22 protein-coding genes and 1 pseudogene are annotated in these 25,862 nt (G+C 40.2%); 11 read left to right on the top strand and 12 right to left on the bottom strand.

Annotated elements, in window-relative coordinates; translation table 11 throughout:
- Positions 1-105: 105 nt before the first annotated feature.
- Positions 106-696, bottom strand: a complete 591-nt coding sequence (locus tag F0226_RS12605) for a TetR/AcrR family transcriptional regulator (RefSeq protein ID WP_171735972.1) — start codon at positions 694-696, stop codon at positions 106-108.
- A gap of 372 nt (positions 697-1,068) precedes the next feature.
- On the opposite strand from F0226_RS12605, the gene F0226_RS12600 reads away from it, so the two are divergent.
- Complete coding sequence (locus F0226_RS12600; RefSeq protein WP_171735971.1) at positions 1,069-2,217, top strand: hypothetical protein; 1,149 nt, start codon at positions 1,069-1,071, stop codon at positions 2,215-2,217.
- 101 nt (positions 2,218-2,318) lie between these two features.
- On the opposite strand, the gene F0226_RS12595 is transcribed toward F0226_RS12600, so the two are convergent.
- Both F0226_RS12595 and F0226_RS12590 read right to left on the bottom strand, forming a co-directional pair.
- Complete coding sequence (locus tag F0226_RS12595) at positions 2,319-2,792, bottom strand: FKBP-type peptidyl-prolyl cis-trans isomerase (protein ID WP_171735970.1); 474 nt, start codon at positions 2,790-2,792, stop codon at positions 2,319-2,321.
- A gap of 70 nt (positions 2,793-2,862) precedes the next feature.
- Positions 2,863-3,486: a thioredoxin domain-containing protein gene (locus F0226_RS12590; RefSeq protein ID WP_171735969.1), complete on the bottom strand. Its 624-nt coding sequence runs from the start codon at positions 3,484-3,486 to the stop codon at positions 2,863-2,865.
- A gap of 291 nt (positions 3,487-3,777) precedes the next feature.
- Here F0226_RS12590 and F0226_RS12585 point away from each other — a divergent pair, with 291 nt between their 5' ends.
- Positions 3,778-4,335, top strand: a complete 558-nt coding sequence (locus F0226_RS12585) for an OmpA family protein (RefSeq protein WP_253820822.1) — start codon at positions 3,778-3,780, stop codon at positions 4,333-4,335.
- 149 nt (positions 4,336-4,484) lie between these two features.
- On the opposite strand, the gene F0226_RS12580 is transcribed toward F0226_RS12585, so the two are convergent.
- Positions 4,485-4,844 (bottom strand): glutaredoxin, encoded by a 360-nt coding sequence (locus F0226_RS12580; protein WP_137375267.1) that lies wholly within the window; start codon positions 4,842-4,844, stop codon positions 4,485-4,487.
- Positions 4,845-5,017: 173 nt separating this feature from the next.
- Positions 5,018-6,607, bottom strand: a complete 1,590-nt coding sequence (gene norR / locus F0226_RS12575; protein ID WP_171735967.1) for a nitric oxide reductase transcriptional regulator NorR — start codon at positions 6,605-6,607, stop codon at positions 5,018-5,020.
- Positions 6,608-6,988: 381 nt separating this feature from the next.
- Here norR and hmpA point away from each other — a divergent pair, with 381 nt between their 5' ends.
- The gene (hmpA, locus tag F0226_RS12570; RefSeq protein ID WP_171735966.1) at positions 6,989-8,185 is read left to right on the top strand and encodes an NO-inducible flavohemoprotein; all 1,197 of its coding nucleotides are present in this window, start codon (positions 6,989-6,991) and stop codon (positions 8,183-8,185) included.
- 202 nt (positions 8,186-8,387) lie between these two features.
- Complete coding sequence (locus F0226_RS12565) at positions 8,388-9,788, top strand: CHASE4 domain-containing protein (RefSeq protein ID WP_171735965.1); 1,401 nt, start codon at positions 8,388-8,390, stop codon at positions 9,786-9,788.
- Between the two features lie 95 nt (positions 9,789-9,883).
- Here the strand turns inward: F0226_RS12565 and F0226_RS12560 are convergent, their stop codons facing one another.
- Entirely contained in the window at positions 9,884-10,861 is a 978-nt protein-coding gene (locus F0226_RS12560) for a TDT family transporter (protein WP_171735964.1), read from the bottom strand.
- A 697-nt stretch (positions 10,862-11,558) separates the two neighbouring features.
- On the opposite strand from F0226_RS12560, the gene F0226_RS12555 reads away from it, so the two are divergent.
- The 3 genes from F0226_RS12555 (at position 11,559) to F0226_RS12545 (ending at position 15,003) form a co-directional block, all read left to right on the top strand.
- Positions 11,559-12,548, top strand: coding sequence for a GTP-binding protein (locus F0226_RS12555; protein ID WP_171735963.1), 990 nt, complete (start codon positions 11,559-11,561; stop codon positions 12,546-12,548).
- 329 nt (positions 12,549-12,877) lie between these two features.
- Positions 12,878-14,164, top strand: coding sequence for a DEAD/DEAH box helicase (locus F0226_RS12550; protein ID WP_137375261.1), 1,287 nt, complete (start codon positions 12,878-12,880; stop codon positions 14,162-14,164).
- 218 nt (positions 14,165-14,382) lie between these two features.
- The gene (locus F0226_RS12545; protein ID WP_171735962.1) at positions 14,383-15,003 is read left to right on the top strand and encodes a LysE family translocator; all 621 of its coding nucleotides are present in this window, start codon (positions 14,383-14,385) and stop codon (positions 15,001-15,003) included.
- 197 nt (positions 15,004-15,200) lie between these two features.
- Here the strand turns inward: F0226_RS12545 and F0226_RS12540 are convergent, their stop codons facing one another.
- From F0226_RS12540 to napF, 6 genes are all read right to left on the bottom strand, one after another.
- A complete protein-coding gene (locus tag F0226_RS12540) occupies positions 15,201-15,338 on the bottom strand; it encodes a TIGR02808 family protein (RefSeq protein WP_171735961.1) in 138 nt (45 codons plus the stop codon).
- Between the two features lie 11 nt (positions 15,339-15,349).
- Entirely contained in the window at positions 15,350-15,928 is a 579-nt protein-coding gene (locus F0226_RS12535; RefSeq protein ID WP_137375258.1) for a NapC/NirT family cytochrome c, read from the bottom strand.
- Positions 15,929-15,957: 29 nt separating this feature from the next.
- Positions 15,958-16,413, bottom strand: coding sequence for a nitrate reductase cytochrome c-type subunit (locus F0226_RS12530; RefSeq protein WP_171735960.1), 456 nt, complete (start codon positions 16,411-16,413; stop codon positions 15,958-15,960).
- A 119-nt stretch (positions 16,414-16,532) separates the two neighbouring features.
- A complete protein-coding gene (gene napA / locus F0226_RS12525) occupies positions 16,533-19,022 on the bottom strand; it encodes a periplasmic nitrate reductase subunit alpha (RefSeq protein ID WP_171735959.1) in 2,490 nt (829 codons plus the stop codon).
- A complete protein-coding gene (locus tag F0226_RS12520; RefSeq protein WP_137375255.1) occupies positions 19,019-19,324 on the bottom strand; it encodes a chaperone NapD in 306 nt (101 codons plus the stop codon). The genes napA and F0226_RS12520 overlap by 4 nt, the downstream gene beginning before the upstream one ends.
- Before the next feature lie 21 nt (positions 19,325-19,345).
- Entirely contained in the window at positions 19,346-19,825 is a 480-nt protein-coding gene (gene napF, locus F0226_RS12515; RefSeq protein WP_171735958.1) for a ferredoxin-type protein NapF, read from the bottom strand.
- A gap of 252 nt (positions 19,826-20,077) precedes the next feature.
- On the opposite strand from napF, the pseudogene narQ reads away from it, so the two are divergent.
- The 4 genes and pseudogenes from narQ (at position 20,078) to F0226_RS12495 (ending at position 25,841) form a co-directional block, all read left to right on the top strand.
- Positions 20,078-21,809 (top strand): annotated as a pseudogene (narQ, locus tag F0226_RS12510) (nitrate/nitrite two-component system sensor histidine kinase NarQ).
- Complete coding sequence (locus F0226_RS12505; protein WP_171735956.1) at positions 21,796-22,431, top strand: response regulator; 636 nt, start codon at positions 21,796-21,798, stop codon at positions 22,429-22,431. The pseudogene narQ and the gene F0226_RS12505 overlap by 14 nt, the downstream one beginning before the upstream one ends.
- A 212-nt stretch (positions 22,432-22,643) precedes the next feature.
- Positions 22,644-23,435, top strand: a complete 792-nt coding sequence (locus F0226_RS12500) for a transporter substrate-binding domain-containing protein (RefSeq protein ID WP_171735955.1) — start codon at positions 22,644-22,646, stop codon at positions 23,433-23,435.
- Positions 23,436-23,933: 498 nt separating this feature from the next.
- On the top strand, positions 23,934-25,841 hold the full coding sequence (locus F0226_RS12495; protein WP_171735954.1) for a methyl-accepting chemotaxis protein: 1,908 nt from the start codon (positions 23,934-23,936) through the stop codon (positions 25,839-25,841).
- Positions 25,842-25,862 lie beyond the last annotated feature (21 nt).

Raw genomic sequence — 25,862 nt, 5'->3', positions numbered from 1 at the left:
ATCGTAAATAGCAGTGGCGGAATTTAATTGCTATAAGCTGAAATCTATCTCTATCTCTATCTCTATCTCTATCTCTATCTCTATCTCTATCTCAACTTAATGAAATTAGCTTGATTCGTGTAACAGCTTTTCTGTTGTTTTTAGAGCCAACTCTAGGCTCTGCGTATTCTGGCTTAACTTACTTAGTAAACTAGAACCTAGCCATAAGGCATAAAGGCTTTGGGCGGCTTCATGGCTGTCTTTGACGCGTATTGAACCATCTTGTACTCCAGATTCGATACATGTCTGAAGTGCAAAGGTGATCTTATCTGCACCTTGAAATAGTGCCTGGCGCATAGAATCCGATAGATCTGAAACTTCAGCACTTAATTTAACTACCAAGCATTTGTGTGCGTTACAGGTACCTGAGTCTATTTTAAGCCACTGTGAAAAATAGTGGTTGAGACGCTCATAATGTGAGCCGTCACCATAGACCAAAATAGAGTCAATTCGGGTCATATATTGCTCGAAATAATCTAAGATCAGCGCTTCACCAAATTGCTCTTTGGATTTGAAGTAATGGTAAAAAGATCCTTTCGGTACTCCAGCTACTTTTAGCAGTTCGGATAAACCAACGCTAGTGAAGCCTTTATTCACTATAAGTTGATATCCGATATCTAGAATATGTTGTCGAGTGTCATTTGTTTTATCGTTCATGCGCTTAAGATATAGTAAATTAGACCAGTCGTCTACTTATGGGTAAAGAATTCTAGACGGAAAATTACAGATGAAAAATTATAGATGGAACTTTACGGATGGGAAGTTCTCAATACTGAGAATGTACGGCATAAGGTTATATACAAAAATCATATCAATTGATGTGTTGAGATAAAGACTATAATATCTCGCAAAATTTATAAGATTCTCATCATCAGGTTTACCTTCTATTACTAGAAGGGCTGCTCAACGTCATAGTTGGAAGGATTTGCAGGCAAACACGGAGACGATTATAAGTAATCTTCAATAACGAATAGTAGTAGGTGAGATGTTTCGCTTACTGGTTTTTATTTGCCTTTATTGAGGTCGTCTATGCTCCGTATTTCAACACCTTCTCGATATACCGCTTCTCTAGCTAACCAGCTATTAACTCGTATTTCATCAGTATCGCGCCGCACCGCATCTCTCACATCGCTATTAGTTTTGGCTCTACTTCCGCAAACGGGTGCTGCAAAGCAAAATAATGACCTTTGGTTTGAGCCTGTAGATATTGCATTGCCTCGTCAAATGGATACTGGCTTATTAACAGACAACCTTCGCTATACCTTAATGCCGACTGATCACAAGGGTGTCGCCGTTCAAATCACAACGGCCTTTAATCCGAGCCTGCCTACCATTTTGAACTTTGAAACAGATCAGCAAGCGTTTGATTCAATGGATGAATTGAAAACCCAAGTTGAACAAGTGTCTACTAATGATCAAAATGTTTCTTTAGTGATCGTAGGTGATTTTAGAACCGGTAAACTAAAACGCACTCTTTATAAGACGTTCGCGGACAATGACGGTTACATCGAAATTGAACGTGAACACTCTCAGTCTATTGAAAGTCCAGCGGCGCCTAGTTTTGAAAAATTAACCATTAATGTCACTAAATCTGCTACTTCAATTTCAATGACAGTGCTTAGCAATGTTGATTTAGAAGACAGTAAAAAAGCCCAACGTGAAAAACTAACACGTGACATTTCAAACCGAGCTTTAACTCACCGTTTAGAGCAAGCTTACCAAGACAAACAAATCATGTTTACCAGCATTAACACTGCTGAAACGGTTGTATTTCACGAGCAAATTATGACAACCACAATTGTCGAATTAAGCTCTGAAATGGATATCAACAATGCCTACTTAGTGATGCAAGAAGCCGTGGAAGATATCGTTAATATTGGTATTACTAGAAATGAATTTAAGGAAGAGCTTGTTTATATCCGTACTGATTTGAAAGAAGCGCTTGATCAAACATTACTTCAAACAGCATCTGACATTTCATCATCAGTGATCAACCAAGATGTGTATATTCAACCATCTGATAAGTTAATGTTTTTTGATTACCATATCGCGCACATGAGCGAGACAGACATCAACGAAACACTCCATCAAGTATGGGGAGAAGCCAGCTCGGTGCATGTATCGAAAGGAAAACATGAAGAGTTTGATTCTGCGCTGAACCTTAGCCTTTCAAAATAAAAGTCACATTGGCTCCATAAGGAGCAGACAAATAAAAAGCCCCTTTGTTCGCAAGACCAAAGGGGCTTTTTCTATTTGAGTTAGCTGTCTAGCTCTATTACTTATTGAATCTCAAGAAGCTCAACATCAAAGATTAGAGTATAAGACGGTGGGATAGGACCTGAACCACCTTTTCCGTAACCAAGTTTACTTGGCACAAATAGACGAATTTTTTGGCCTACGACCATGTATTGAAGACCTTCTTGCCATCCTTTGATCACTTGCTTAACGCCAAATGTAATTGGTTCATTACGATCAACAGAGCTATCAAAAACTGTTCCATCAATCAAAGTACCGTGATAATGCACTTTAACTTTGTTGCTAGGAAGTGGTTTTTCAGTACCAGTACCTTCAACAAGCACAAGATATTGAAGGCCGCTTTCAGTGGTAATAACCCCTTCTTTTTGAGCGTTTTCAGCTAAGAATTTTTGCTCAACTTCAATGTTTTGTTCGCCTGCTTTGTGATTTGTCCATGTTCGGTAAATCATGAAACCTGCAAGAATGAAAACAATAACAGGTAGAATAAATTTGGTCATAGTGTACGCCTAGCTTTGGTTGTTTTTTGAATCGAATGATATTTAAGTTAAATCATAGGTATTGCGCAAATTACTTAGCAAGTAAGTAATTAATGGTTTCTGCAATACCATTAATGTCTTGATGTCCTGCAGTTAAAATTTGGTATTTACCGTTAACGATAAAAGCAGGAACTGAGTTGATTTGCCCCTGAACTGAAATCTCTTGTGCTTTTTCAATATATTGGAATAAAGCCACTTGCTGTTCTTTATTTAACTGGTAAGGGCTAACTAAATTACGAGAGGTAAAAGCCGTTTCTAACGCTGATTGACGCTGTTCTGGTGTGACATCGCCACCCATTTGCACTGCAGCGAAAAGGTCTTCCATAAAATCATGGCTTGGGTTTTCATTCAGTTGCATCACGGCCGTGTAAAAAATCATCGCGCTGATTTGAGCACTTTCATTGAAAGTAACATGAACCTTACCAACTTTCTGATTAGTCAGAGATTCAATTTCAGGAATGTTGGTTTCCATGGTGCGGCAATGACCACAGTTTAAAGAGAAGACTTCAGTAATCGGTGCAAGGTTAAATTCAGTTAACTCGACAGGTAACTTTTGAAACTGTGCCCCTTCTTGAGGCTCACTGTTTTCGCTGCAACCTGCAAGAATTAGAAGGGCAAAGGCAGCAGCAATAATTTTAGAAAATGGTTTAAACATTGTGTTTACTCGGACTTTAAGAAGTTTCCAGATTTTAACCATTTAGAGACAGTTGGCAAACCATAATAAAGTAATTAAATGCAAACAAAGCCAAGCATTATCATTCCAAGTTAAGCGGCAAGAAAAAATGTGATCTTGAACACTATTTTATTTGCATGGATCTATTTGAACTAAAGTTATTGGAGATGTGCCGATATAGGTAAAAGTAAGATAAATACGAGCAGATGAGTGGGTAATTGAATGAAGTATTTAGCCATAGTTTTTAGCTTAGCATTAACAGGGTGCCAGGTGATGCAGTTTGAGAGCATGCTTGAGACTGCGCCAAAGACAAATTATGACGTTCTCTACCCAGATTGGGGTGCAGTACAACAACCTGTTCAGCAAAATGTCCCTCAGCAAAAAGCATTAGTAAATAACTACGGCTCTCCTGCCTCGATGGAGGATTCGTTAGAAGTTTTTCTGAGACAACACCGTATTGATTATGAGATGCTTCCTGGTGATCACATCATGGTAAAGCTCTCTGATCACATTAACTTTAATACGGGCTCAGCTACGCCACCTAGCTATAATCAATGGCTTGATATACTAGGGGATTATTTAGCTAAGCGAACCGATATTGACGTGGTTATTGAAGGACACACAGATAATACTGGTTCTGACTATATTAATGACCCGCTATCAGAAAAACGTGCGAAACAAGTGAAGGCTAGGCTTGAAAGAAATAACGTAGCAAGCTCGTCTATTTACACTCGTGGGTTTGGTGAGTATGTACCAGCGTGTAATAACCAATCTTCTAAGGGGAAAGCTTGTAATAGGCGAGTTGAGCTAATGTTGATTGTCTCCAATTAAATTTATGATTTGGAGCTTCCAGTTCATGTCTGCTGGACTAATCTAAATTCAAAAGCCCCATAGTTATGCTCGTAACTATGGGGCTTTTTGATCTACTAAATTACATATTCGAAATCACCTGAATGATATTAATTCAGGACTAAACTCGATTAAGCAAATTCTTTTTCTAGATAAGCAACAATATCAGATGATTCATACATCCATTCAGTTTTGCCATCTTTTTCGATACGTAGACATGGCACTTTCACTCGGCCACCACCTGCTTCAAGTTCCGAACGGTGCTGTTCATTATTTTTAGCATCACGGATGTCAAATTTAACAGATTGACGTTTCATTGAACGGCGAACTTTTACGCAAAATGGGCAAGCTTCAAATTGATAAAGAGCGTAATTTTTTGCACTTTCGTTCACTGTGTTTTGTTCTTCTTGAGAACGCTTAACGCCACGAGGTGAAAACACAAAATTCAAAAGCAAAATGATTCGACCAAGAAACCAACGGATAAACTTCATAATTATCTCTACATATTTAAAGTAAGTTTTACAATTCGCAGCATTATATACACAATCTACTCAATACGTTCAACTCTCGAGGTTAATATTTGTATCTGAATATAGAGCAGGTTAATTGGTTGAAGGTGCTAACCGAGGTTTACTTAATACTTCAACCAACGTGTATATAGTCCTTAAAGCCGTTCAATAGTGTGAGTTTTAGCCACATTTAGCCCTAAGCGCTTTGCTAACCGGGTTAGGTTTGCGCGGTCTGTTTTCAGCAGTCGACCCGCTTGAGCCCAATTGTAGTTTGACTGCTCAAGTGCTTCTGTAATGACGGTTCGCTGGAAGTCTTCTGTTGCCGTTCTTAACCCTTCACTCAAATCAATACTTGGACTCTTGGTACTTGAAGAAGCGTCTAAAAGGACGGGTGCTGGTTGATCTTGATCCAGCGGACCACAATCCTCTTTTGAGATAGTCACTAAACTTTTGTTTGTACTACGTGCAAGTGCTTTTAAGGCTGAGCGGCTGATTACATGCTCAAGTTCACGTACGTTACCTGGCCAGCTGTATCGATTTAAGAAAACCAATACATCCGATCTGAATTTGATCTGGTTAATACCAAGTTTGCGTCTCGCTTGCTCTAAAAAGAATCCAGCTAATAAACTGATGTCGTCACCACGTTCGTTCAAGGCTGGAACTGCAATCGGGTAAACACTTAAACGGTGATACAAATCGGCTCGGAATCGACCATCTTCTACTTCTTGTTTTAAATCCCGGTTTGTTGCAGCCAATACTCGCACATCAATGGTTTCAATGTTGTCTTGACCAACTGGCTGAATTTCATTGTTTTGTAAAGCGCGCAGTAATTTACTTTGCGCCGCCAATGGTAATTCACCTATTTCATCTAAGAAAAGAGTGCCGCCGTCAGCTAAAGCAAACTTACCTGTACGGTTCTTATCTGCACCCGTAAATGCCCCGCGAACGTGCCCGAACAGTTCACTTTCTACAAGGTTTTCAGGAATGGCTGCGCAGTTGACATACACAAGAGGCTTACGTTTGCGCTGTGATTGGTGATGAAGAGTTCGTGCGACAAGTTCTTTACCTACACCAGTATCACCATGAATTAAGATATTAAACTCAGAAGGCGCGACCACCGCGATATCATTTTTTAATGCTGTCATAGTGTCACTTTTACCAATTAACTCACCACCATCACGTTCCCAGGCTTCAACGTTTAATTCTTCTAATAACTGCTTTGATTGTTTTGCTTGGTGCTCAAGTTGAGAGAAAGTCATCGCCATTTGCATGGTAGAGGCAGCAATGGCAGCGAGTACTTCTAAATTACGAGCAGGGATGTTGGTGAATACATCAGGTGCAAGGCTATCAAGGGTTAAAACGCCAAGTAGCTTGTCACCGAACAACAAAGGTAACCCCATACACGCGTGCATTGGTAAATCACCATCGTGATCAATGAGTAACCCATCAAATGGGTCGGGCAGTGAACTGTCTGAATCGAAGCGAATCGGTGATTTGGATTCACAAATCTCTTTAAAGCGAGGGTGTTCTTCAATAACAAATCGTCTGCCAAACGTATCTCGGCTTAGTCCCTGCATGGCGATAGGGACTAAAGTGTCACCCTGAAGGCGAAGTAAAGCCACACAGTCACAGGTAATGGTTTTTCGTATTGCGTCTATTAAGCGATTAAATCGATCTTGGTCATTAAGCCCGCTGGCTAACCCAATGGTCATTTCCATAAGTGTTGAAGCTGAAATATCTTGCATGATTGACTCGCATATCGAAATTTAAATACATAGTAGTGTCTTTATGACATTTTTAACAGGTCTTTCTGACTTATATAAATGCTAATGATTCTCTGTAAGGCTCGTATTTACGGGCTTTCAAAAGTTGGCACTCTTCATGCTATAGCTAAGTATCCAGTGAATGCTGGTGAGTGGATTGAATGGTAAGTCGCTGTATTAACATAATAAAAATTGAGTAAAAAACTCAGTAGTTAAGACCCATTCATAAGCGAAATTAACGTTAATCAATAAAGAGTCACAGAACTCAAATTGACGTTATTTGAAATCAATAAAGTCAAATATCAACAATATTGGTCAGTTCGACATAAAAATTGTCAACTTACTAGTGAACGGAGTATCAACATGCTTAACAATCAACACATAGACATTATTAAATCGACTATCCCATTATTAGAGAGTGCTGGTCCTGCATTAACCATGCACTTCTATCAACGCATGTTCACGCATAACCCAGAGTTAAAAGACATTTTCAACATGACGCATCAACAAACGGGTCGTCAGAGTGTCGCATTATTTGAAGCTATCGCTGCTTACGCAAAAAATATTGAGAACCTTGCTGCACTAACCAGCGCTGTAGAACGTATTGCTCAAAAGCACACGAGCTTTAATATCCAGCCAGAGCATTACCAAATCGTTGGTCTTCACCTGATTGAAACGTTAAGAGAATTAGCTCCAGATGCGTTTACTTCTGAAGTAGAAGAAGCATGGACAGCTGCGTATTTATTTTTAGCGAAAGTCTTTATTGATCGTGAAGCTGAGTTGTACTTACAGCGTAAGCAAGCGGTTGGTGGATGGGAGGCTGCTCGTGTTTTCACTGTTTCAGAAAAGACACAAGAATCTGAACTGGTGAAAAGCTTCGTTTTGACCCCTAAAGATGGGGAGAGTGTATTAGATTATATTCCTGGTCAATATATCGGTATTGAAGTGAAACCTACAGGCAGTGACTACAATGAAATTCGCCAGTATTCATTGTCCGATCAACCAAATGGTAAGCACTATCGAATCTCAGTGAAGAGAGAAGGGCATGGAACGGAACAAGCAGGACTGGTTTCTAATCATCTTCATGACTGCGTACAAGTGGGTGATGAAGTGAATCTGTATGCCCCAGCGGGTGATTTTATGTATCAAGAGCGTAATAAACCAGTCACGCTTATTTCTGCTGGCGTAGGTGTTACACCAATGCAATCAATGCTTGAGTTATTGAATAGCCGATCTAAAACAGAGGAAGTGACATACTTGCATGCTTGTGAAGATGCATCGCAGCATTCGTTTTCAAACCGAGTCCAACAAATTATGGATACAAACGGATGGGCTGCAAAAACATGGTATATGAAAGCTGAAAATGAACCTTGCGAACATACTTTTGAAGGAATGATGAATCTTGAAGAAGTCTCTAGATTCAAGTTATTTTCTGAGGGAGATTTCTATATCTGTGGTCCCGTTGGTTTCATGAAGAATATTGTTGAACAATTGGATTCATTGAACGTCAGTCGTGACCGAGTTCATTATGAAGTGTTTGGTCCTCACGCCAATTTCTAACCATTATTTTAACCATTGCTCCATCGTAAGCGATTAAGTAATGGAGCAAGCGAGTAGATCGCAAATTTGACTATAGAGACCTCATTCAGTGAGGTCTTTTTTTATGCAAAATAATCAATTTATAGTATGGAATACATTATGTAATGTACTTATACTACCAAGGTTATGAAATAGCGTACGCTTTTAAGCCTGGGAGCACTGAATGCACACAATCAAAAGAATTAAATGGCACCACTCAATAGAAAAGCGGTTAGTCATTATTTTTGTGTTAGCCATGACGCTTATGTTTGGAATTATGACCAGTATTTCTATGTATGCAGGACATAACGAGAAAAAAGAACAAGAGGAAAAGCTAGTAGATAAGTATCTATACATAGGACTGAAACTTTTAGGTTCAAGAGTAGATAGTGTGGCAGATATGGCAAAAGATTACGGATACTGGGATGAAACGCTTGATTTTATTAACTCCCCAAACCGTAAGTTTGTAGAGAACTCACTGGATTCTGATTCACTTAGAACTAGCTCATTAGATGGAGTCATTATTCATAACAATGCCGGTAAAGCGCTCTATCGAATCAGTTCATATGATTACATTACAGATAGCCAGCTCTGGTCATTATTTACCGATATCAATGATATTGAGAAGGGAGTAATTCAACGAGGAGTCGTATTTTTACAAGGTCGTATCCTTGTATATGTGTCGCAACCAGTCAGCGACAACTCGGGAAACATGGCAAGTAATGGTCGTATTACTCTATTAAGAGAGATGACGCAACGAACTCTCGATGAGATAAGTTCAGATCTCGGAGAGTCTTTTAGTCTTATTAATATGCTTCAACCCGATGCGATAGAGAGAATGGCATTTGGTACTGAATGGCGCGTCGAAAAATCAGAGATCATATATACAGATAAAACATTAGAAGCGACATACAGTATCTTTTTTTCCGATCAATCTAGATTACCAATTTTGGCTGAACTCGTCATTGAACGAAGCCCATTCAGTATTGCATCACAATGGCGCTTACTCATTCCAGAGCTTGTCTTACTCATCGTATTAAGTGGTATTTTAGTCGCGGTATTGCGAGCAACCGTTACAAAGCCAATCAAACGTTTAATCGAGTGGTTAAATCAAGTAAATGGTTCAGAGTTGGCAGAAGATCTACGCCCTTACGAATATTCGCAATATGGTGAAATAAGCGTATTAAGTAATAAATTTAGTGAGATATACAACAACCTTTACCAGCAACATCAATTCAGTCAATTGCTTTTATATTCGATAAGTGATTTCATTTTTACAGTGGATAGCAAGGGTAAAATTGATTATTGCAACCCAGCGGCAGCAGAATGGTTAAGAATTGATTCTAAAGAAGTTTACAGCCAAGACTTTGAGCTGCTATTTGCAGCTGTTGATGAAAATGCGCCAAGCGTTGCTAATTGGTTATATCGAGCACTTGAAACATTGAGTGAGTTCAGTGGGCAAGTCAACATACGTAAGCTAAGTGAGCCGAATAAAACTTTTCTTGTTGAAGTGCAAGTGAGCCCAATTTTGTACAGCGATACAGAACAGAAAGGCGCTATGATAATTCTGAGGCTGCCGAAGTAGTCTGAACCGGAAAGATAGAAATAAAAAACGGGAAGCGCATTGCTTCCCGTTTTTTGTTATTTGAATGTCCAGCGATATTGATACGTTCTATCTGTTTAACGCTTCACTTTATTAATTATCTTTGAAGTGTTGAAAAATTCAGGCCAGTACATCTTCACGTAACCACCTGAAACCCACACAACCAGAATAGTCGCGATAGTTAATTCAAAAAAGCCGAATGAATGAAGCCAATACCATTGCGGATATTCTGTGCCAAATAAAGTAGTTAGGTGATGCATGGCGATAGAACTGATAACCGAGGGGAAAGTTACAGCTGCAATAGAAGGCTGAAATTTAAGGCGCATTAATCGGATATAACATAAATAAATGAGCAATGTCATTGTGATAGCAATGCCTGCTAGCGCACCCGTTAAAATCGGGTCAGGGTTTGAAAAATTAACAAGATAGGCTGCCAATGAAAGGTTTACGGGCGCTGCCATAATCGCGAGCGTGGGCCTTGCACGTTTTGGCAGTTTCCCTTCAAAAACTAATCGATATAAAACTAGCGGTAGCATGAAGAAATAGATGCCGATACAGACAGAAGCGAGAGTTTCAGAAAAAACGGTTAATCCAAACTGAGAGCCTGCGAGTGAGCTACTAATAAGCCCCACAGGGTAAAGAAACCAGCTCGGAACTATATTCGACATCTTAAAATTCATGGCTTGAAAGCTGAAAAATAAGACCATCATAGTAAAATGAAGTAACAGCGCACCAAACCAAATAGGGTAAGCTAAGGCTGGAGAAACAGCGGCGAGATAATCTGACAGTACCAATAAAGCCATACTCATAGGAGCCATTAAGCTTCCACTAAGAGGGTGGCGAATATCATTTATAAAAGTATTGTAGCTAGTGAAGTATTTGAGCAATACAGGAAGTAATAGAATGGCGCCAAATGAAGCCATTAAAGGTCGAATTGTGTCACCGAAACCTGGAATATAAAGCGACCATGCTTGTCCTAACCCGATAACACCAAGTGCTAATGATGCTTGGGAAGGGGGGACATTTTGCACACGAATGAGTCGTCTCCAGTTCAATGTATTGCTCCATTTTGTGGTCAGTTATAAAAGAATACTGCGATATCAGGGAGATACCTATTTGCCAGCGATGCTACAAACACGCCTATATAAAGTAAAGGTTAGTTTTATGTAGCAAATGGTTGTCACTGAATTATGTGACACTAAGGTGTGTTGCACGTAAATTTTACACAAGAACATCATTGGAATACATGGAGCTTACCTGTGAATTGCGCAACTTATGATTTCAAATTTGCAGTGTTGTTTTGGCTCTTCCGTAGTTGACTTTTGAATCGAGATCACAAAAGAGACTTTTCAACTTCTACTTTCTTGTTTTTCTCTAAAAATGAACCATAGTTAAATTGTAAAGCAACATAACGAACCGCAAGGAGAATGAGGTTTTACACACAATTTGGATGGATTCAAAAAAATACCATTTCTAGTTCCTCGTAATATGTTCAGGTTGCTATCTATGACTTCCTGATTCGCGAACTCACGATTGAGTCACGAGGGTAAGGCGTACTTGCTACATACAGTACGCCTTTTGTCTGCCTATCACTTTCTAAACCACCTTCTATTTCATGATGTACTTACTCTTGGTCAATAATAAAAATGGCTGGGTTGAGTAATTACATATATCTCAGAGAGTTAAAATCTCATGGTTTGCTGCCGTTATTGCCATAATTAGGTATATACTCCAAGAAAAAGGAGATGTGACATGACGAAAAGAGTGCCAACGAACATTATTACCGGCTTTCTAGGAGTGGGTAAAACGACCTCAATTCTTAACTTACTTAAAAATAAGCCTGAAAATGAACATTGGGCAGTTTTAGTGAATGAATTCGGTGAAATTGGCATTGACGGTGCTTTGCTGACAGATCAAGGTGCGATGTTCAAGGAAGTGCCAGGTGGTTGTATGTGCTGTACTGCTGGTGTGCCAATGTCAGTAGGAATCAATGCGCTATTACGTCAAAAGCCCGATAGGCTCCTGATTGAGCCGACAGGCTTAGGTCACCCTAAACAGGTCGTTGCCACATTAACCTCTGAACAATACCAGCCTTATGTTGATCTTAAAGCGACGTTAGGGCTAGTTGACCCACGTAATTTAAGTATTGAAAAGTATACTTCCAACCAGAACTTCAATGACCAATTAGATAGCGCTGATGTGATTATCGGTACTAAGGTTGATTTGGTTCATTCAGAAGACATTGATGCATTTAATGATTGGATTACCGAGCAGTCACCACCGAAAGTGTTCAGTAAATTGATACATCATGGAGAGATTCCACTCGAAGTACTTGATATTGAAAGAGTCCATGGCAGTGCTTCGTTCAACCTAGAATCCCATCATCATGAACATGCGGAGCAAGAGCCTCAATTCAAGCTTTCGCCTGGTGAAGCTTTTGTCAGAAAAGAAAATAAAGGTCAGGGTTATTTCAGTTGTGGGTGGTTATTTGGGGCAGAGCATAAGTTCGACTTTGACCAACTATTCTCCATGCTTTCCGCATTGACTGCGGAGCGTGTGAAAGCTGTAATTAACACGGACCAAGGTTGTTACGCGTTCAATGTTGCGAATCAAGTCGTCTCTGTTCATGAAATCTCACTTGATGGATTTGAATCTCGTTTAGAGGTTATTGATTCACAACTGATGCCATGGGATGACTTAGAGCAAGTGTTATTATCGCTTTGTGGGCTTCAAGAAAAATAGTCCAGCTTATCTAGCTTATCCAGTTAACTGACAAGGTTGTAGCTAAGCTAAGCTTAGGAGAGTGTTTCTTTCACATAAAATACAAAGCAAACATGAACCAGAAATTGAAGTGAGTTGGTTTGGAATATGAAAAAAGGGAGCAAATTGCTCCCTTTTTGCACATATTAATGATGATTCTTTTATTATTGGTTGGGTAAAAGAAATAAATGCTATTTTAAGTAATAAAACTTGCTCTATATCACGATTAATGTGAGATAAATCACCTTAATTCATTTATAGTGCTCGGCTGAAATAAGAAATGTAGGCTGTCTGCTTAAGGAACCGTAATAATGTCATTTTCTTCACAAGGTTTTGCTCCTGAATTAGTAAAAGCGCTTACTGAATGTGGGTATGAAAAACTCACTCCAATTCAGCAAAAAGCGATCCCAATGGCTCGTAAAGGGCATGATATTTTTGCGACTGCGCAAACAGGTACAGGTAAAACTGCTGCATTTTCACTGCCTGTTATTCAACACTTGATCGACAGTAATAAGAAAGCGTCAAAGGGCACTGCCCGTGCACTTATTCTTGCTCCTACTCGTGAATTGGCTGCACAGATTGCAGACAACATTAAAGATTACGTTAAATTCACGAACCTTAATGTTGCTGCGGTTTATGGCGGAAACAAAATGTCTTCACAGGTTCGTCAGCTTGATGCTGGTGTGGATTTGCTTGTTGCGACTCCTGGTCGTTTAGAAGAGCATCTAGAAGCTGGCAATGTATCGATAGCGAACTTAGAGTTTTTAGTTTTTGATGAAGCTGACCGTATCTTGGATATGGGCTTTATCAACGCTGTGCGTAAAATCATGTTAGATGTAGAAACATCACCTCAAATCATGATGTTCTCTGCAACAACTTCTACCCAGTTGAATCAGCTTTCTGTTGATATTTTACGTAAGCCAAAACGTATCAGTGTAGAGCGTGAGAACTCAACGGCTGCTACGGTAGGTCACGTGGTTTATCCGGTAGACCAAGAGCGTAAAACAGAGCTACTTTCTGAATTAATTGGCCGTAAAAACTGGCGCCAAGTGCTTGTATTTGTGAACTACAAAGAAACGGCTAATGAAGTTGTAAAAGAGCTGAAACTTGATGGCATCAAAGCAGTGCTTTGCCATGGTGATAAAGCACAAAGTGCTCGTCGTCGTGCTCTAGATGATTTTAAAGAAGGTCGCGCTCGAGTTATGGTTGCAACTGATGTTGCGGCTCGTGGTCTTGATATTGCCGATCTTCCTCATGTTATTAACTACGACATGCCTTTCCTTGCAGAAGATTACGTTCACCGTATTGGCCGTACTGGTCGTGCTGGTAAACAAGGTCATGCAGTATCATTTGTTAACCGCGAAGAAGAGCTAACTGTAGTACAAGTGGAGACTCTGATTCAGCAACGCATTCGTCGAGTTGAGCAACCTGGTTACGAGCCTAAAAAACGTGAAGCTTACATCGAAAAGCTGAACACGAAGTCGGCTTATAAAAACCGTCAAGGCCGCAAGAATAATGCGACTGAAGAAAAGCCGGATCAAGCCTCTGCTGAACGTCGTTTAACAATGATGAATCGTATTAAAAATAGACGTAAGTAAAGACTAAGTGTAACAACTTGTGACATTATGTTTACTGGTGAAATGAATTGTTATAGCTGAACCTCTACAGAGACAGAAATTCTACGAATACAAAACTAAGATTGTATTTAGAAAGAGCCACTATTATGTGGCTCTTTTTGTATGTAGCTCTTTTGCCCTCATGTACGAAGTTAATTACAAGATCACTAATTATAAATTATCGCTAAATTGGGGAAACTATGGACAGTGCATTACTTTGGGCGTTTATCCCAACCTTTTTCTTTGTCTCAATAACGCCGGGAATGTGTATGACTTTGGCTCTCACCTTGGGGATGAGTATTGGTTATAAACGCACTCTATGGATGATGATCGGGGAATTAGCGGGCGTAGCGGTGGTCTCAGTCGCAGCAGTACTTGGTATTGCATCGGTCATGCTTAATTACCCTTGGCTATTCACTGGTTTTAAGTTTATAGGGGCAGGGTACCTTTTCTATTTAGGTGTTCAAATGTGGCGCTCTAAAGGGAAGTTGGCGATTAGTACAGATAACCAAACTGAAAACGTAGGGAAAGACTGGGATTTAGTCGTTCAGGGCTTTGTAACCGCAATAGCGAACCCTAAGGGCTGGGCGTTTATGATCTCTCTGCTGCCTCCTTTCATTAACAGTAGCAAGGCGCTTGCCCCACAATTATTGATACTCATTTCAATCATTCTAGTTTCAGAATTTGTTTGTATGACATTGTATGCCACCGGTGGTAAGAGCTTAAAGCGTGTTTTAGGTAAGGCTGATAACGTGAAATTAATGAACCGTATAGCGGGTACATTGATGATGGGAGTTGGCGTTTGGTTGTTTGTCAGTTAATGAATGGTTTACGTAATAGTGAACTGTTAAAACACAATAGATCCTATCTGACCGTTTGTCGTTAATAGCCTTTCATCGGAAACTTATTGATCTAAGATATCAAGAATAAGTAATAAAAAAGCCACTGAATTCAGTGGCTTTTTTGTGTCAACTCATAACAGATCAAATCGCTAGCAAGGTTGACTTAAATTTGTCTTCTAGTCGATTTCTTTGTCTTTACCCATCGATAAAATCCAAAGAGATACAGCTGCAACACCAGCAAAGCCTGCCAAGATGATGACTGGCATAGCGCTATAGCCTAAGAAGTGCCAAATAAAACTTTCTAATGAACTCATTTAGGTTCTCCTTATTGCCAGCCTTCTACACCATGCATGTCGGGTAGTTTATGAGCGATACCTTTGTGACAATCTACACATGTTTTTTCACCAGAAGCTAGCGCAGTCGAGTGCTGTTTTGCACTGCGTGGGCTTTGTTCTGAGAAGTCCATGAAGTCAAACTGGTGACAGTTACGACATTCTAAAGAATCATTGCTCTTAAAACGAGCCCACTCACGTTCAGCTAAGTGTGCACGACGTTCTTGAAACTTCTCTTCAGTATCAATTGTCTTAGAAATGAAGTGAGCGTATAGCTCTTTAGACGCTTGTACCTTACGAACGATTTTATCTGTCCACTCATGTGGAACGTGGCAATCTGAACAGATAGCACGAACGCCTGAGCGGTTAGAGTAGTGAATCGTTTCTTGAATTTCAGCCACGATAGGAGCATGACAGCCTGAACAAAACTCTTCAGTGTTAGTCGCTTCCATACCGGTGTTGAATGCGCCCCAAAATAGAAGACCACCAGCAAAACCCATGAATAAAACAACACCAACGGCTGCTTTACTTGGAGTCGTTAGTCGCTTCCAAAACGCTTTAAGTAATTTCATAAATAGCCTCTCTTACAATTCGGCTACGATTAGCGCAATGAGTCAACAGGTTTGAACTCGTTCTCAACTAGAGGTTTAGCTTCAGCTTGAGGAACGTGACACTGTAGACAGAAGTAACGACGTGGTGAAACGTCTGCTAATACCGCATCTTCACGGTTAACGTAGTGAGTAACACTAATTTTGGTTGCACCCATCTCTTTAGCATTTTTCCAGCTATGACAAGCCAGACATTTGTTTGCGTTTAGAGATACTTCGTAGCTACGAATGGTATGAGGCACTAGAGGTGGCTGGTAAACATAGTCACTTTCTAGAACTTGGTCTCTTGGGAACTTTTTGAAATCATCTGCTGGGCGAGTAGTTTCTAGCTCACTCACACCACGTAGGGACTCAACGCCGCCAATACCGCCTGGATTTTCCAGTTCAGCTTGAGCTGCGCCTGCTAGCAAAACGCCAGCTGTTAGTAGGGCAGTAATCAGTTTTTTCATGTTAATTTCTCCGCCAAAGGCAATTCTTTGAGAGGACTACTTCGTTCGATACACCAGAAAAAAGTAGTCACAATATTAAATACGTTAGATCGATTGATTAAGTTTCAAAGCTTAATGGCTTATGAAACTTTAGTGATCTTAACTGGACACTTCTTGTAATCCGTCTGTTTAGACAGAGGATCCGTTGCATCCAAGATCAACTTGTTGATCAGAATTCTTGCATCAAAGAATGGTACGAATACCAAGCCTTGTGGTGGACGGTTACGACCGCGAGTTTCAACACGAACTCGAACCTCACCACGTTTGTTTTCAATCAGAACTTCATCACCACGACGCAAACCGCGAGCTTTAGCGTCAGCTGGGTGGATGTAACAAAGTGCATCTGGTACCGCTTTGTAAAGTTCTGGAACACGGCGAGTCATTGTACCTGTATGCCAGTGCTCTAGGACACGACCAGTACATAGCCACATGTCATATTCGTCATTTGGTACTTCAGGTGGCGCTTCGTAAGGTGCGTTGATGATAAGAGCTTTACCATCTGGCTTACCGTAGAAGTCCCAACCAGAACCTTTCTTAGCGTATGGATCTGAACCTTCTTTAAAGCGCCACAGTGTTTCTTTACCATCAACCACAGGCCAACGTAGACCGCGTACTTTATGGTAAGTGTCGTAAGGTGCTAAATCATGTCCGTGGTCACGACCAAAGGCTGCGTACTCTTCGAAAAGACCTTTCTGCACGTAGAAACCTTGCGCTTGTGCATCATCATTAAGCTCTTGAGCTTCAGACAGTGGGAATGCGTCAACATTGCCATTTTTGTAAAGCACGTCATACATTGTTTTACCACGGTACTCAGGTGCTTTAGCTAGAAGTTCTTCGCCCCAAACTTCTTCAATAGTAAAGCGTTTAGCGAACTCCATGATTTGCCATAAGTCAGACTTAGCATCACCAACGGTTTTAACTTGTTGGTACCATGCTTGTGTACGACGTTCAGCGTTACCGTAAGCGCCTTCTTTTTCAATCCACATTGCTGTTGGAAGGATAAGGTCAGCCGCTTGAGCCGTTGCAGTAGGGTATGGGTCTGAAACAACAATGAAGTTATCTGGGTTACGGTAACCTGGTAGACGTTCAGAGTTGATGTTTGGACCTGCTTGCATGTTGTTATTACACATTACCCAGTAAGCATTGATCTTACCGTCTTTAAGCATACGGTCTTGAACAACGGCGTGAGCACCAGGCTTACCGTTTAGAGTGCCTTCAGGAAGTTTCCAGATTTTTTCTGAAATCTTACGGTGTTTAGGGTTTGCTACCACCATGTCTGCAGGTAGACGGTGTGAGAACGTTCCTACTTCACGAGCAGTACCACAAGCCGACGGTTGACCCGTTAGTGAGAATGGGCTGTTGCCTGGAGTAGAAATTTTACCGGTAAGAAGGTGAATGTTGTAAACAAGGCTGTTCATCCAAACGCCACGAGTATGTTGGTTCATACCCATAGTCCAAAGTGACATGACTTTGGTGTTTGGATCGGCGTATTGTTTCGCTAGCTCAATTAGCTTGTCTTCAGATACACCAGACATCTCAGATGCTTTTTCAACGGTGTATTCAGATACTGACTCTTTGTACTCTTCGAATGAGATAGAAGTCATTTTGCCTGAGTTAGGATTAGCAGCGGCTTGTTGAAGCGGATCATCATCACGAAGACCGTAGCCAATGTCCGTTGTTGCTTGCTTGAAGTTCGTGTGCTTGTTTACGAAATCCCAGTTAACTGCATCGTTTTGGATGATGTAGTTAGCGATGAAGTTAGCAATTGCCAAATCAGATTGAGGTTCGAAAATGTAACCAGTGTCTGCAAGCTCAAAAGAACGGTGGTAGTAAGTAGACAGTACGTTTACTTTAACATGTGGGTGGCTTAGACGGCGGTCAGTAATACGAGTCCAAAGAACAGGGTGCATTTCTGCCATGTTTGAACCCCACAGAACAAATGAGTCTGCATGTTCAAAGTCATCGTAACAACCCATTGGCTCATCAATACCGAAAGTACGCATGAAAGCACCAACAGCTGAAGCCATACAGTGACGAGCGTTTGGATCGATGTTGTTTGAACGGAAACCTGCTTTCATCAACTTAACGGCAGCGTAGCCTTCCATTACAGTCCACTGACCTGAACCGAACATACCAACACCTGTTGGTCCGTTCTTCTTAAGAGCCGCTTTCCATTTTTCAGCCATCACGTCGAAAGCCATATCCCAAGAGACAGGTGCAAAATCACCATCTTTATGGAATTTACCATCTTTCATACGAAGAAGAGGCTGTTCAAGACGGTCTTTGCCGTACATGATTTTAGAAAGGAAGTAACCTTTAATACAGTTAAGGCCTTTGTTTACTGGTGCTTCAGGATCACCCTGAGTTGCTACTACTTTACCGTTTTGAGTACCAACTAATACTGAACAGCCAGTACCACAAAAACGACAAGGCGCTTTGTCCCACGTGATTTTCGTTTGATCTGAGCTTGCAATCAGGTTGGTTGCGGTTGCCGGTAGTGTTACACCTGCAACGGCTGCCGCAGATGCAGCTGCGTTTGCTTTCACAAACGCACGTCTTGTCATTTTCATACTTCACCCTCAAGTTGAGAATTGTTACTTCCAGTGTCTGAATCTAATTCGTCTAAGTCAGTTTCAATTTGGTGATAAACCAAAGCTGTACCTAAAACGTTCGGTAAATTGTTAATAGCGTCGATAGTGTCAGTGACGAAACCTTGGTTTTCAGTTTCTAACACCACTATGATTTTGCCTTCAGGGCTATCACCGTAAATTTCAGCGTTATCGTATTTTTCGATTTCTGCTTTCGTTTCCGCTAAATGCTCAGGGCTCACATGAACGACTAAACTTGATATATGCACTTCATTTAGTGCCATAAATTACTCTCGTTTTTATATTTATATATTGCTCACAAGAATAGCTGAAGTCGGACAAACTGCTACGCAGGCACCACAACCGCTACACTCATCTAACTCGATTTTCGGTAGAGCCACACCACCGGCTCTTAGTTTAAATTGAATCGCCATGGGCTCACACATATCCCCACAGCTTCGGCATTCAACGTTTTGGTATGCTAAACATTTATCACTTATTGCTGCCTTAGCGGGCCAAGGCGTTTCATGTTCAGCTTTGAAAATAGGCTCAGGGCAAACATCTGCACATTGATAACAAAAAGTGCATTCATCTTTTTGAAAATCGACGGTAGGAAAACCACCGTCGCCTACAACAATTATCTTAGTTTCACAAACCTGTATGCATTTACCGCAGCGAGTGCAATCATCTGCGAAAGAATCTAGGTTGCTAATCCACGGCAAACGAATTTGACTGGAATCGACTTTGCGCCTAGAAAATAGACGTCGCTTTGAGATGTCTACCACTACATACCCATAAATGTTAATAAGATGTTGTAATTGTAGGTCATTGTTCCATTAATATCTTGTCATTTATTCTCACAAAGAGTTTAGTTTTAGAAATATTTGTATAAATACCCCTTAAGGGCTAAATAGGGGCGTATCTTGTCTTAGATCAATAAATTACAGAACCAGCGATCACATATTGAATGGAGCTATGAATTTCGATGTGTGACAATATCGATAAATTAGTCAATCGCCGTAACCAGGAATAGATTCTTGTTAATAAAACCCGTTAAATCTGTCACAAGTACCATTGCTAAATCATTACTCTTGATTTTATTGCTTTCAGTTACGACGACTGGTTTTGCTATCTATACTTTGGCATCCAGCTTGAATGATGCTGAAGCCGTGAATATTGCCGGCTCAATGCGAATGCAGAGCTATCGACTTGCGCATGATATTCAAGTTGAATCAATGGATTACAGTATGCACATTCGTGAGTTTGAGTATTCACTATATTCAGATTCAATGAAAAAGTTGCGTAACTGGAATGTCCCTGAAGACATTACGCAAGATTACTACCGAATTATCGGCCGTTGGCATGAGCTAAAAACAGTTTTACGTAGTGAACACCCAGAATATTACCTAGCAATTGTGGCCAATTTTGTTTCTGAAATAGATGGCTTTGTTTTTAAGCTTCAAGAGTTTTCTGAGAATAAGTTGATTAAACTCGCTTGGGTTGGGGGAATTGGCTTAGGCGGTGTTTTAATTATTTCTTTATTTGTTGTTCATTTTGTACGTAAACAGGTTGTTAAACCATTGCACGGCTTGGTCAGAGCCAGTCAGCAGATAAAGAATCAAGATTTCTCAGTTCAAGTTCCTGTTCAAAATGACAATGAACTCGGGGTTTTAGCGAAAACATTTAATTCAATGGCGAAAGACCTTGGTGCTCTGTATCGAAACCTAGAAGAAGCCGTTAATGAAAAGACGTGCGAACTTCAAAATGCCAATCAATCCTTACAAGTATTGTATGACTCTTCACAAGAATTAACGGTGGCACGTATTGCACCGGAAAATTTCAGAGCTATCTTACAAAACTTAAATAGCTTGGATGGAATCGAGTCTTTGCGTTTAGAAATTGAAGATACGGCAGGGCGTGCTTTAATTTTAGATGAGGGCTATGATGTTATTGAATATGATGAAAAATTAGAGCTTAAGTTGGATGATCATGATCTAACCCTAGGCTACTTATATTGTTCATATCGCACCGGCTATTCAGATAAAGCGTTAATAGAAAGCTTTATACAATTGTTGTCGCGAGCCATATTTTATAATCATGCACAAAAAAAGGCAGAACAACTGCTGCTTATGGAAGAAAGGGCGACGATTGCTCGTGAGCTGCATGATTCACTGGCACAGTCTTTATCTTATCTAAAGATCCAAGTGACTCTATTGAAAAGGGTCATTGCAAAGTTACCTGAACACAAACATCGCGATCAATCCGAGCAAATAGCATTAGAGATTGGCGATGGTTTAGCTGGGGCTTATACCCAATTAAGAGAGCTACTCACCACTTTTAGACTTTCTATCAAAGAAGGCAGTTTTGGTGAAGCGCTCAGTGATATGCTTGAGCAATTAAGCGAACGTACAGATGCTAAGATCAAACTAACCAATAATTTGTCCTCGATTGAATTAGATGCACACAGACAGGTTCATTTACTTCAATTAATTCGTGAAGCAACAATTAACGCTATCAAACACGCTAATGCAGATGTGATTGAAGTGTGTTGTCTAGATGAAGAAGGCAAGGTGCTAGTCGTTGTACAAGATAACGGAGATGGCTTTGACCCAAATGATTCTAAATTGAATCATTACGGGGTAAGCATTATGCAAGAACGCGCGGCAAGGCTTAATGGTGACCTAACTATCGACGCAGCCAAAGGTAAGGGCTGTAAGGTAATTCTAGAATATAAAAGTTTTAAGGAAGTCTAAAGTTGACGATTTGTAAAGTAATGCTGGTGGACGATCACCCATTAATGCGCCGAGGCATTAGCCAATTATTGAGTTTTGAAAATGAGTTTGATGTGATTGCTGAAGCCAGCAATGGTACTGAAGCCGTCGCGATTGCCCACGAAGAAGATCCTGATTTGATCCTGCTTGATCTGAACATGAAAGGAATGTCTGGTCTTGATACGTTGAAAGCTTTACGTACCGATGGTTCACAAGCCAATATTGTTATTTTAACGGTGTCAGATAGCCCTGCTGATATTGAAGCTATTGTAAAAGCCGGTGCTGATGGCTATCTATTGAAAGATACTGAACCAGATGAATTGATTGAGCTTTTAAAGAAAGCCCATAGTGGTGATAAAGCTTACAGTAGTGTTGTGTCAAATTATCTTGAAAATGCGGGTAGCCGTGAAGATATTTTTGGTCAACTGACCGAGCGTGAAATGCAAATTCTTCAAGAAGTGGCAAAGGGTTACAGGAATAAGCAAATTGCTGACCATTTGTTCATTTCTGAGTCGACAGTAAAGGTTCATATGAAGAGCCTATTGAAAAAATTACAAGTTCCGTCACGTACAGCAGCAACCGTTTTGTATCTTGAACGTTATGGTGAAATGAAGTCGTAATATTCTCTTGCGCTCTTTATTATGAAAGTAATTTTAATGCCGTGTTATTTAGTCATAACACGGCATTTTTGCATTTAACCACTTAATAAGTGTGTGAATTTATTTCTCATTATCATTGAATCTTTAACATTTTAAATCGTTTTATAGCAATCCATGTGTCATGCTTACCTGACAGACTTTGTAAAAACCAAGGTAAGTAATAAATTAATACTATGATGGACAATACCCGTTTCTTTTTGATTTTGTCACTCAGTTTACTGACAAGCACAAACGTGCTTTCGTCAGATGCAAATGCACCCACCTCTATTACTCCAGAAGTAACATTTCATGCTAGTAAGGTTATTCGACTCGCGTCAGGAGATTGGTTCCCTTATACCTCCAGTAAAAAATCAGGCGGCATTCTTGAAAACGTTATTGACCACGCATTCAAGACACAAGGGTATAGCATACAGATTGATTACTTTCCGTGGATGCGTAGCGCAAAGCTGGTAGAGCACTCAAAATACGACGCTACTTTTCCTTGGTATCCGAGTGCTGAAAGAGAAAAGTTATTCACAATTTCATCTACGCCACTTATCCATGTAGAAACAGTCATGTTTTATCATGAGAAAGTTGATTTTAAATGGGATCACATAGCGGATCTCTCAAAGTATGAAGTTGGTGGTGTACTCGGTTATGCCTCAACAGAGCTACTTGTCAAACATGGCATCGACATTGTTAGCGCGACCAGCATGGAGGAAAATATCTATAAATTGTATCGACACCGAATCGATGCTCTACCTATAGAGCGGCAAGTTGGGTTATCCATGATTAAAGAAATAGCGCAGGATGATTCGAACACAATTCGCGTGAGTGACAAACCTCTTATCAGTAAACCTATGTATATGTTTTTCCCAAAAACAGAGAGAGGCAAAGAGCTGTGTGATATTTTTGATAAAGGTTTGAATACGATTGTTCAGAATGGTTGTTATGACTTGTTACTTTCGCACAAACCTTGTCACTAGATCTGTGCTCTGCTTTTCTCTTGCGCCTTCAGGTTCTTCCCTTATCGTTTATCCTCACAACAACAACCCCGTCTTAAAACTAAGCTTCATGCTAACGCCTACTGGCTAATGAACGTTTATTCACTCTCTAAATAAATATCTTAAATCCTCAATACTTCTTCTTGCTCTTCATTTATTGCAAATCAAAGTCACATATTCGGAAAGTTACGTCTATTATTATTTATAAAACACTCACTAAGTCACGCTTCTGGTAACTAGAATTAAGAATTAACAAAAGTGTCATAATCACCTGAGACCTTTAAGTTAATCTTTTATTCATAGTATCAATGGTTTTTATTTTTATATTGGTAAATAACAGTAATTAAGTGTGAATTATAGGGTACGTACAAAAGCTAATGTTTCGATTAAAGCAGTGTGGATAGCAAGGACAGCTTGGTCTAATGCTGATGAATACAGCGGTATTAGAACCATCAAGAATAATAATAGGTAGACACGATTATGAAACAGTTTGGATTTAAAAATTTACTCCTTATTTCAATCATTGCATTGGTAGCGATATCAGTTTCGGTTTCAAGTTATGTTTCCTACATAAAGCAGGAAGAAACCTTAGTTGAAATAATTACCTCGACTAATGAAGACTATGTGACGAAGCAAGCTCAGCTGATTGAAAATCAATTAGGCGAGAAAGTTTCTGGGTTAAGTAAACTCGCTGCAAAATTCCAGGCGGAGGAAGTAACAGGAACAGCAGAAGAATTAATTGAACTGACCAAGATTATGGCAGGAGCGATGAATTTAAATAGTTCTGTTATTGGTTTTGAAAATGGCGATGGCTATTGGAACCAAACTGCAAAGAGTTGGCCAGATCATAAGCTTGATGGTGATATTACAGAAAGGTCATGGTACCAGCTTGCGAGAAATAGCCAAGGTGCAGCAATGACCGACCCATATTTAGGGGCTGGATCTGACATCTATTGGATCAGTATCGTTGAGAAAATCAAAAACGGGATGATATCAGTGGATATGCAGCTTGGTTTTTTGAATGAACTAGTAAAAAACGCTACTGAAATTCCTGGCGCTGTCGCTGTCATAATGAATCAAGATACAACCATTCTCGCTTCTTCAACAAAGCTACTTAAAGCAAGTGAGAAGGCCTCTAATTATCCATGGTTTCGAGATGTAGCAAATGATGCAGTGTCTAACGTGAGCAGTGTTAAACACTACGACCATGAAGGCAGTGACAAGCTTTTGTTTTCACATCAAATCAAGATAGCAGGTAAGAATTGGTACTTTGCAATAGGCGTAGATAATGATGTCGCTTACGCCAGCTTAGCTGAAGCTAAATACTCTGCCATTATTAGTGCAGTTGTGGCGACTTTGATTAGTGTTGTTGTTGCCTTTTTCGTATTACAAATATTGTATCGTCCAATTTTAGCCTTAAGAACCACCATCGATGGCTTGTCGCAAGGTAATGGAGATTTAACGCAACGCCTTGAAGTGAATACCAAAGATGACTTGGGCGAAATTGCCAGCGGCGTGAATAAGTTCATTGAAAGCCTACAACAGATGATGTTGGAAATTAAAGGTGTTACAGGTGACTTAAACGAAAATGTTGATAAGTTGAAAGACCAATCGCAGCGCAATTCAATTATCCTCCAAAATCATGTTTCAGAAACTGAGCAAGTGGTTACAGCAATAGAAGAAATGAATGCGACGGCTGAATCCATGGCTGTTGATGCGGCTAATACTGCACAATTAACCAATAAGGCGAATGAAGCAGGTAACAGTTCAAAGCAAACGGCAACGCAAGCACAGTCGAATGTTTCTGAATTGGTGTCAGATGTTGAAGTTGCCGCTGAAAATGTACAGAAAATGAGTAGTGAAACGGATGGTATTAATACGATCCTCGGCGTGATCGGAGCAATTGCTGAACAGACGAACTTATTGGCGCTTAATGCTGCAATTGAAGCGGCGCGGGCTGGTGAACAAGGTCGCGGCTTTGCTGTCGTTGCTGATGAAGTTCGTAACCTAGCCAGCCGAACTAAAACCAGTACTGAAGAAATTGAAGGTGCTTTGGGCAGTTTATTGAAAGGCAGCCAGTCTGTTGTTGAGTCTATGGATGTCACAAAAGATAGATGTGAACATACGGCTGAAGGTGCAGGAGAGGTGGTTGAAAGCCTCGAAACCATGACTCAGTTTGTAATTGAAATTAATGACTTGAGTGCACAAATTGCAACCGCTGCTGAAGAGCAAAGTAGCGTGACTCAAGAGCTAAGCCGGAATATGTCAGCGATTAATGACATTGTTGGAGAGCTCGATAGCAATGGTAAACAAGCATTAGATGGAGCAAGCAATATAGATAATGTGAATAGCCAATTAATCGAAATTGTGGGGCGATTTAAGTTGTAGAAGCTTATCGTTAGCTAATTA

The sequence above is a fragment of the Vibrio sp. 99-70-13A1 genome (genome assembly GCF_013114625.1).
In the GTDB taxonomy this organism is placed as follows: domain Bacteria; phylum Pseudomonadota; class Gammaproteobacteria; order Enterobacterales; family Vibrionaceae; genus Vibrio.
This window is presented reverse-complemented; position numbering and strand designations above follow the sequence as displayed.

Bases quoted from the DNA above. Each gene is read 5' to 3' on its own strand.
- F0226_RS12605 (WP_171735972.1), bottom strand. From the start codon at position 696: ATGAACGATAAAACAAATGACACTCGACAACATATTCTAGATATCGGA.
- F0226_RS12600 (WP_171735971.1), top strand. From the start codon at position 1,069: ATGCTCCGTATTTCAACACCTTCTCGATATACCGCTTCTCTAGCTAAC.
- F0226_RS12595 (WP_171735970.1), bottom strand. From the start codon at position 2,792: ATGACCAAATTTATTCTACCTGTTATTGTTTTCATTCTTGCAGGTTTC.
- F0226_RS12590 (WP_171735969.1), bottom strand. From the start codon at position 3,486: ATGTTTAAACCATTTTCTAAAATTATTGCTGCTGCCTTTGCCCTTCTA.
- F0226_RS12585 (WP_253820822.1), top strand. From the start codon at position 3,778: ATGCAGTTTGAGAGCATGCTTGAGACTGCGCCAAAGACAAATTATGAC.
- F0226_RS12580 (WP_137375267.1), bottom strand. From the start codon at position 4,844: ATGAAGTTTATCCGTTGGTTTCTTGGTCGAATCATTTTGCTTTTGAAT.
- norR (WP_171735967.1), bottom strand. From the start codon at position 6,607: ATGCAAGATATTTCAGCTTCAACACTTATGGAAATGACCATTGGGTTA.
- hmpA (WP_171735966.1), top strand. From the start codon at position 6,989: ATGCTTAACAATCAACACATAGACATTATTAAATCGACTATCCCATTA.
- F0226_RS12565 (WP_171735965.1), top strand. From the start codon at position 8,388: ATGCACACAATCAAAAGAATTAAATGGCACCACTCAATAGAAAAGCGG.
- F0226_RS12555 (WP_171735963.1), top strand. From the start codon at position 11,559: ATGACGAAAAGAGTGCCAACGAACATTATTACCGGCTTTCTAGGAGTG.
- F0226_RS12550 (WP_137375261.1), top strand. From the start codon at position 12,878: ATGTCATTTTCTTCACAAGGTTTTGCTCCTGAATTAGTAAAAGCGCTT.
- F0226_RS12545 (WP_171735962.1), top strand. From the start codon at position 14,383: ATGGACAGTGCATTACTTTGGGCGTTTATCCCAACCTTTTTCTTTGTC.
- F0226_RS12540 (WP_171735961.1), bottom strand. From the start codon at position 15,338: ATGAGTTCATTAGAAAGTTTTATTTGGCACTTCTTAGGCTATAGCGCT.
- F0226_RS12535 (WP_137375258.1), bottom strand. From the start codon at position 15,928: ATGAAATTACTTAAAGCGTTTTGGAAGCGACTAACGACTCCAAGTAAA.
- F0226_RS12530 (WP_171735960.1), bottom strand. From the start codon at position 16,413: ATGAAAAAACTGATTACTGCCCTACTAACAGCTGGCGTTTTGCTAGCA.
- napA (WP_171735959.1), bottom strand. From the start codon at position 19,022: ATGAAAATGACAAGACGTGCGTTTGTGAAAGCAAACGCAGCTGCATCT.
- F0226_RS12520 (WP_137375255.1), bottom strand. From the start codon at position 19,324: ATGGCACTAAATGAAGTGCATATATCAAGTTTAGTCGTTCATGTGAGC.
- F0226_RS12500 (WP_171735955.1), top strand. From the start codon at position 22,644: ATGATGGACAATACCCGTTTCTTTTTGATTTTGTCACTCAGTTTACTG.
- F0226_RS12495 (WP_171735954.1), top strand. From the start codon at position 23,934: ATGAAACAGTTTGGATTTAAAAATTTACTCCTTATTTCAATCATTGCA.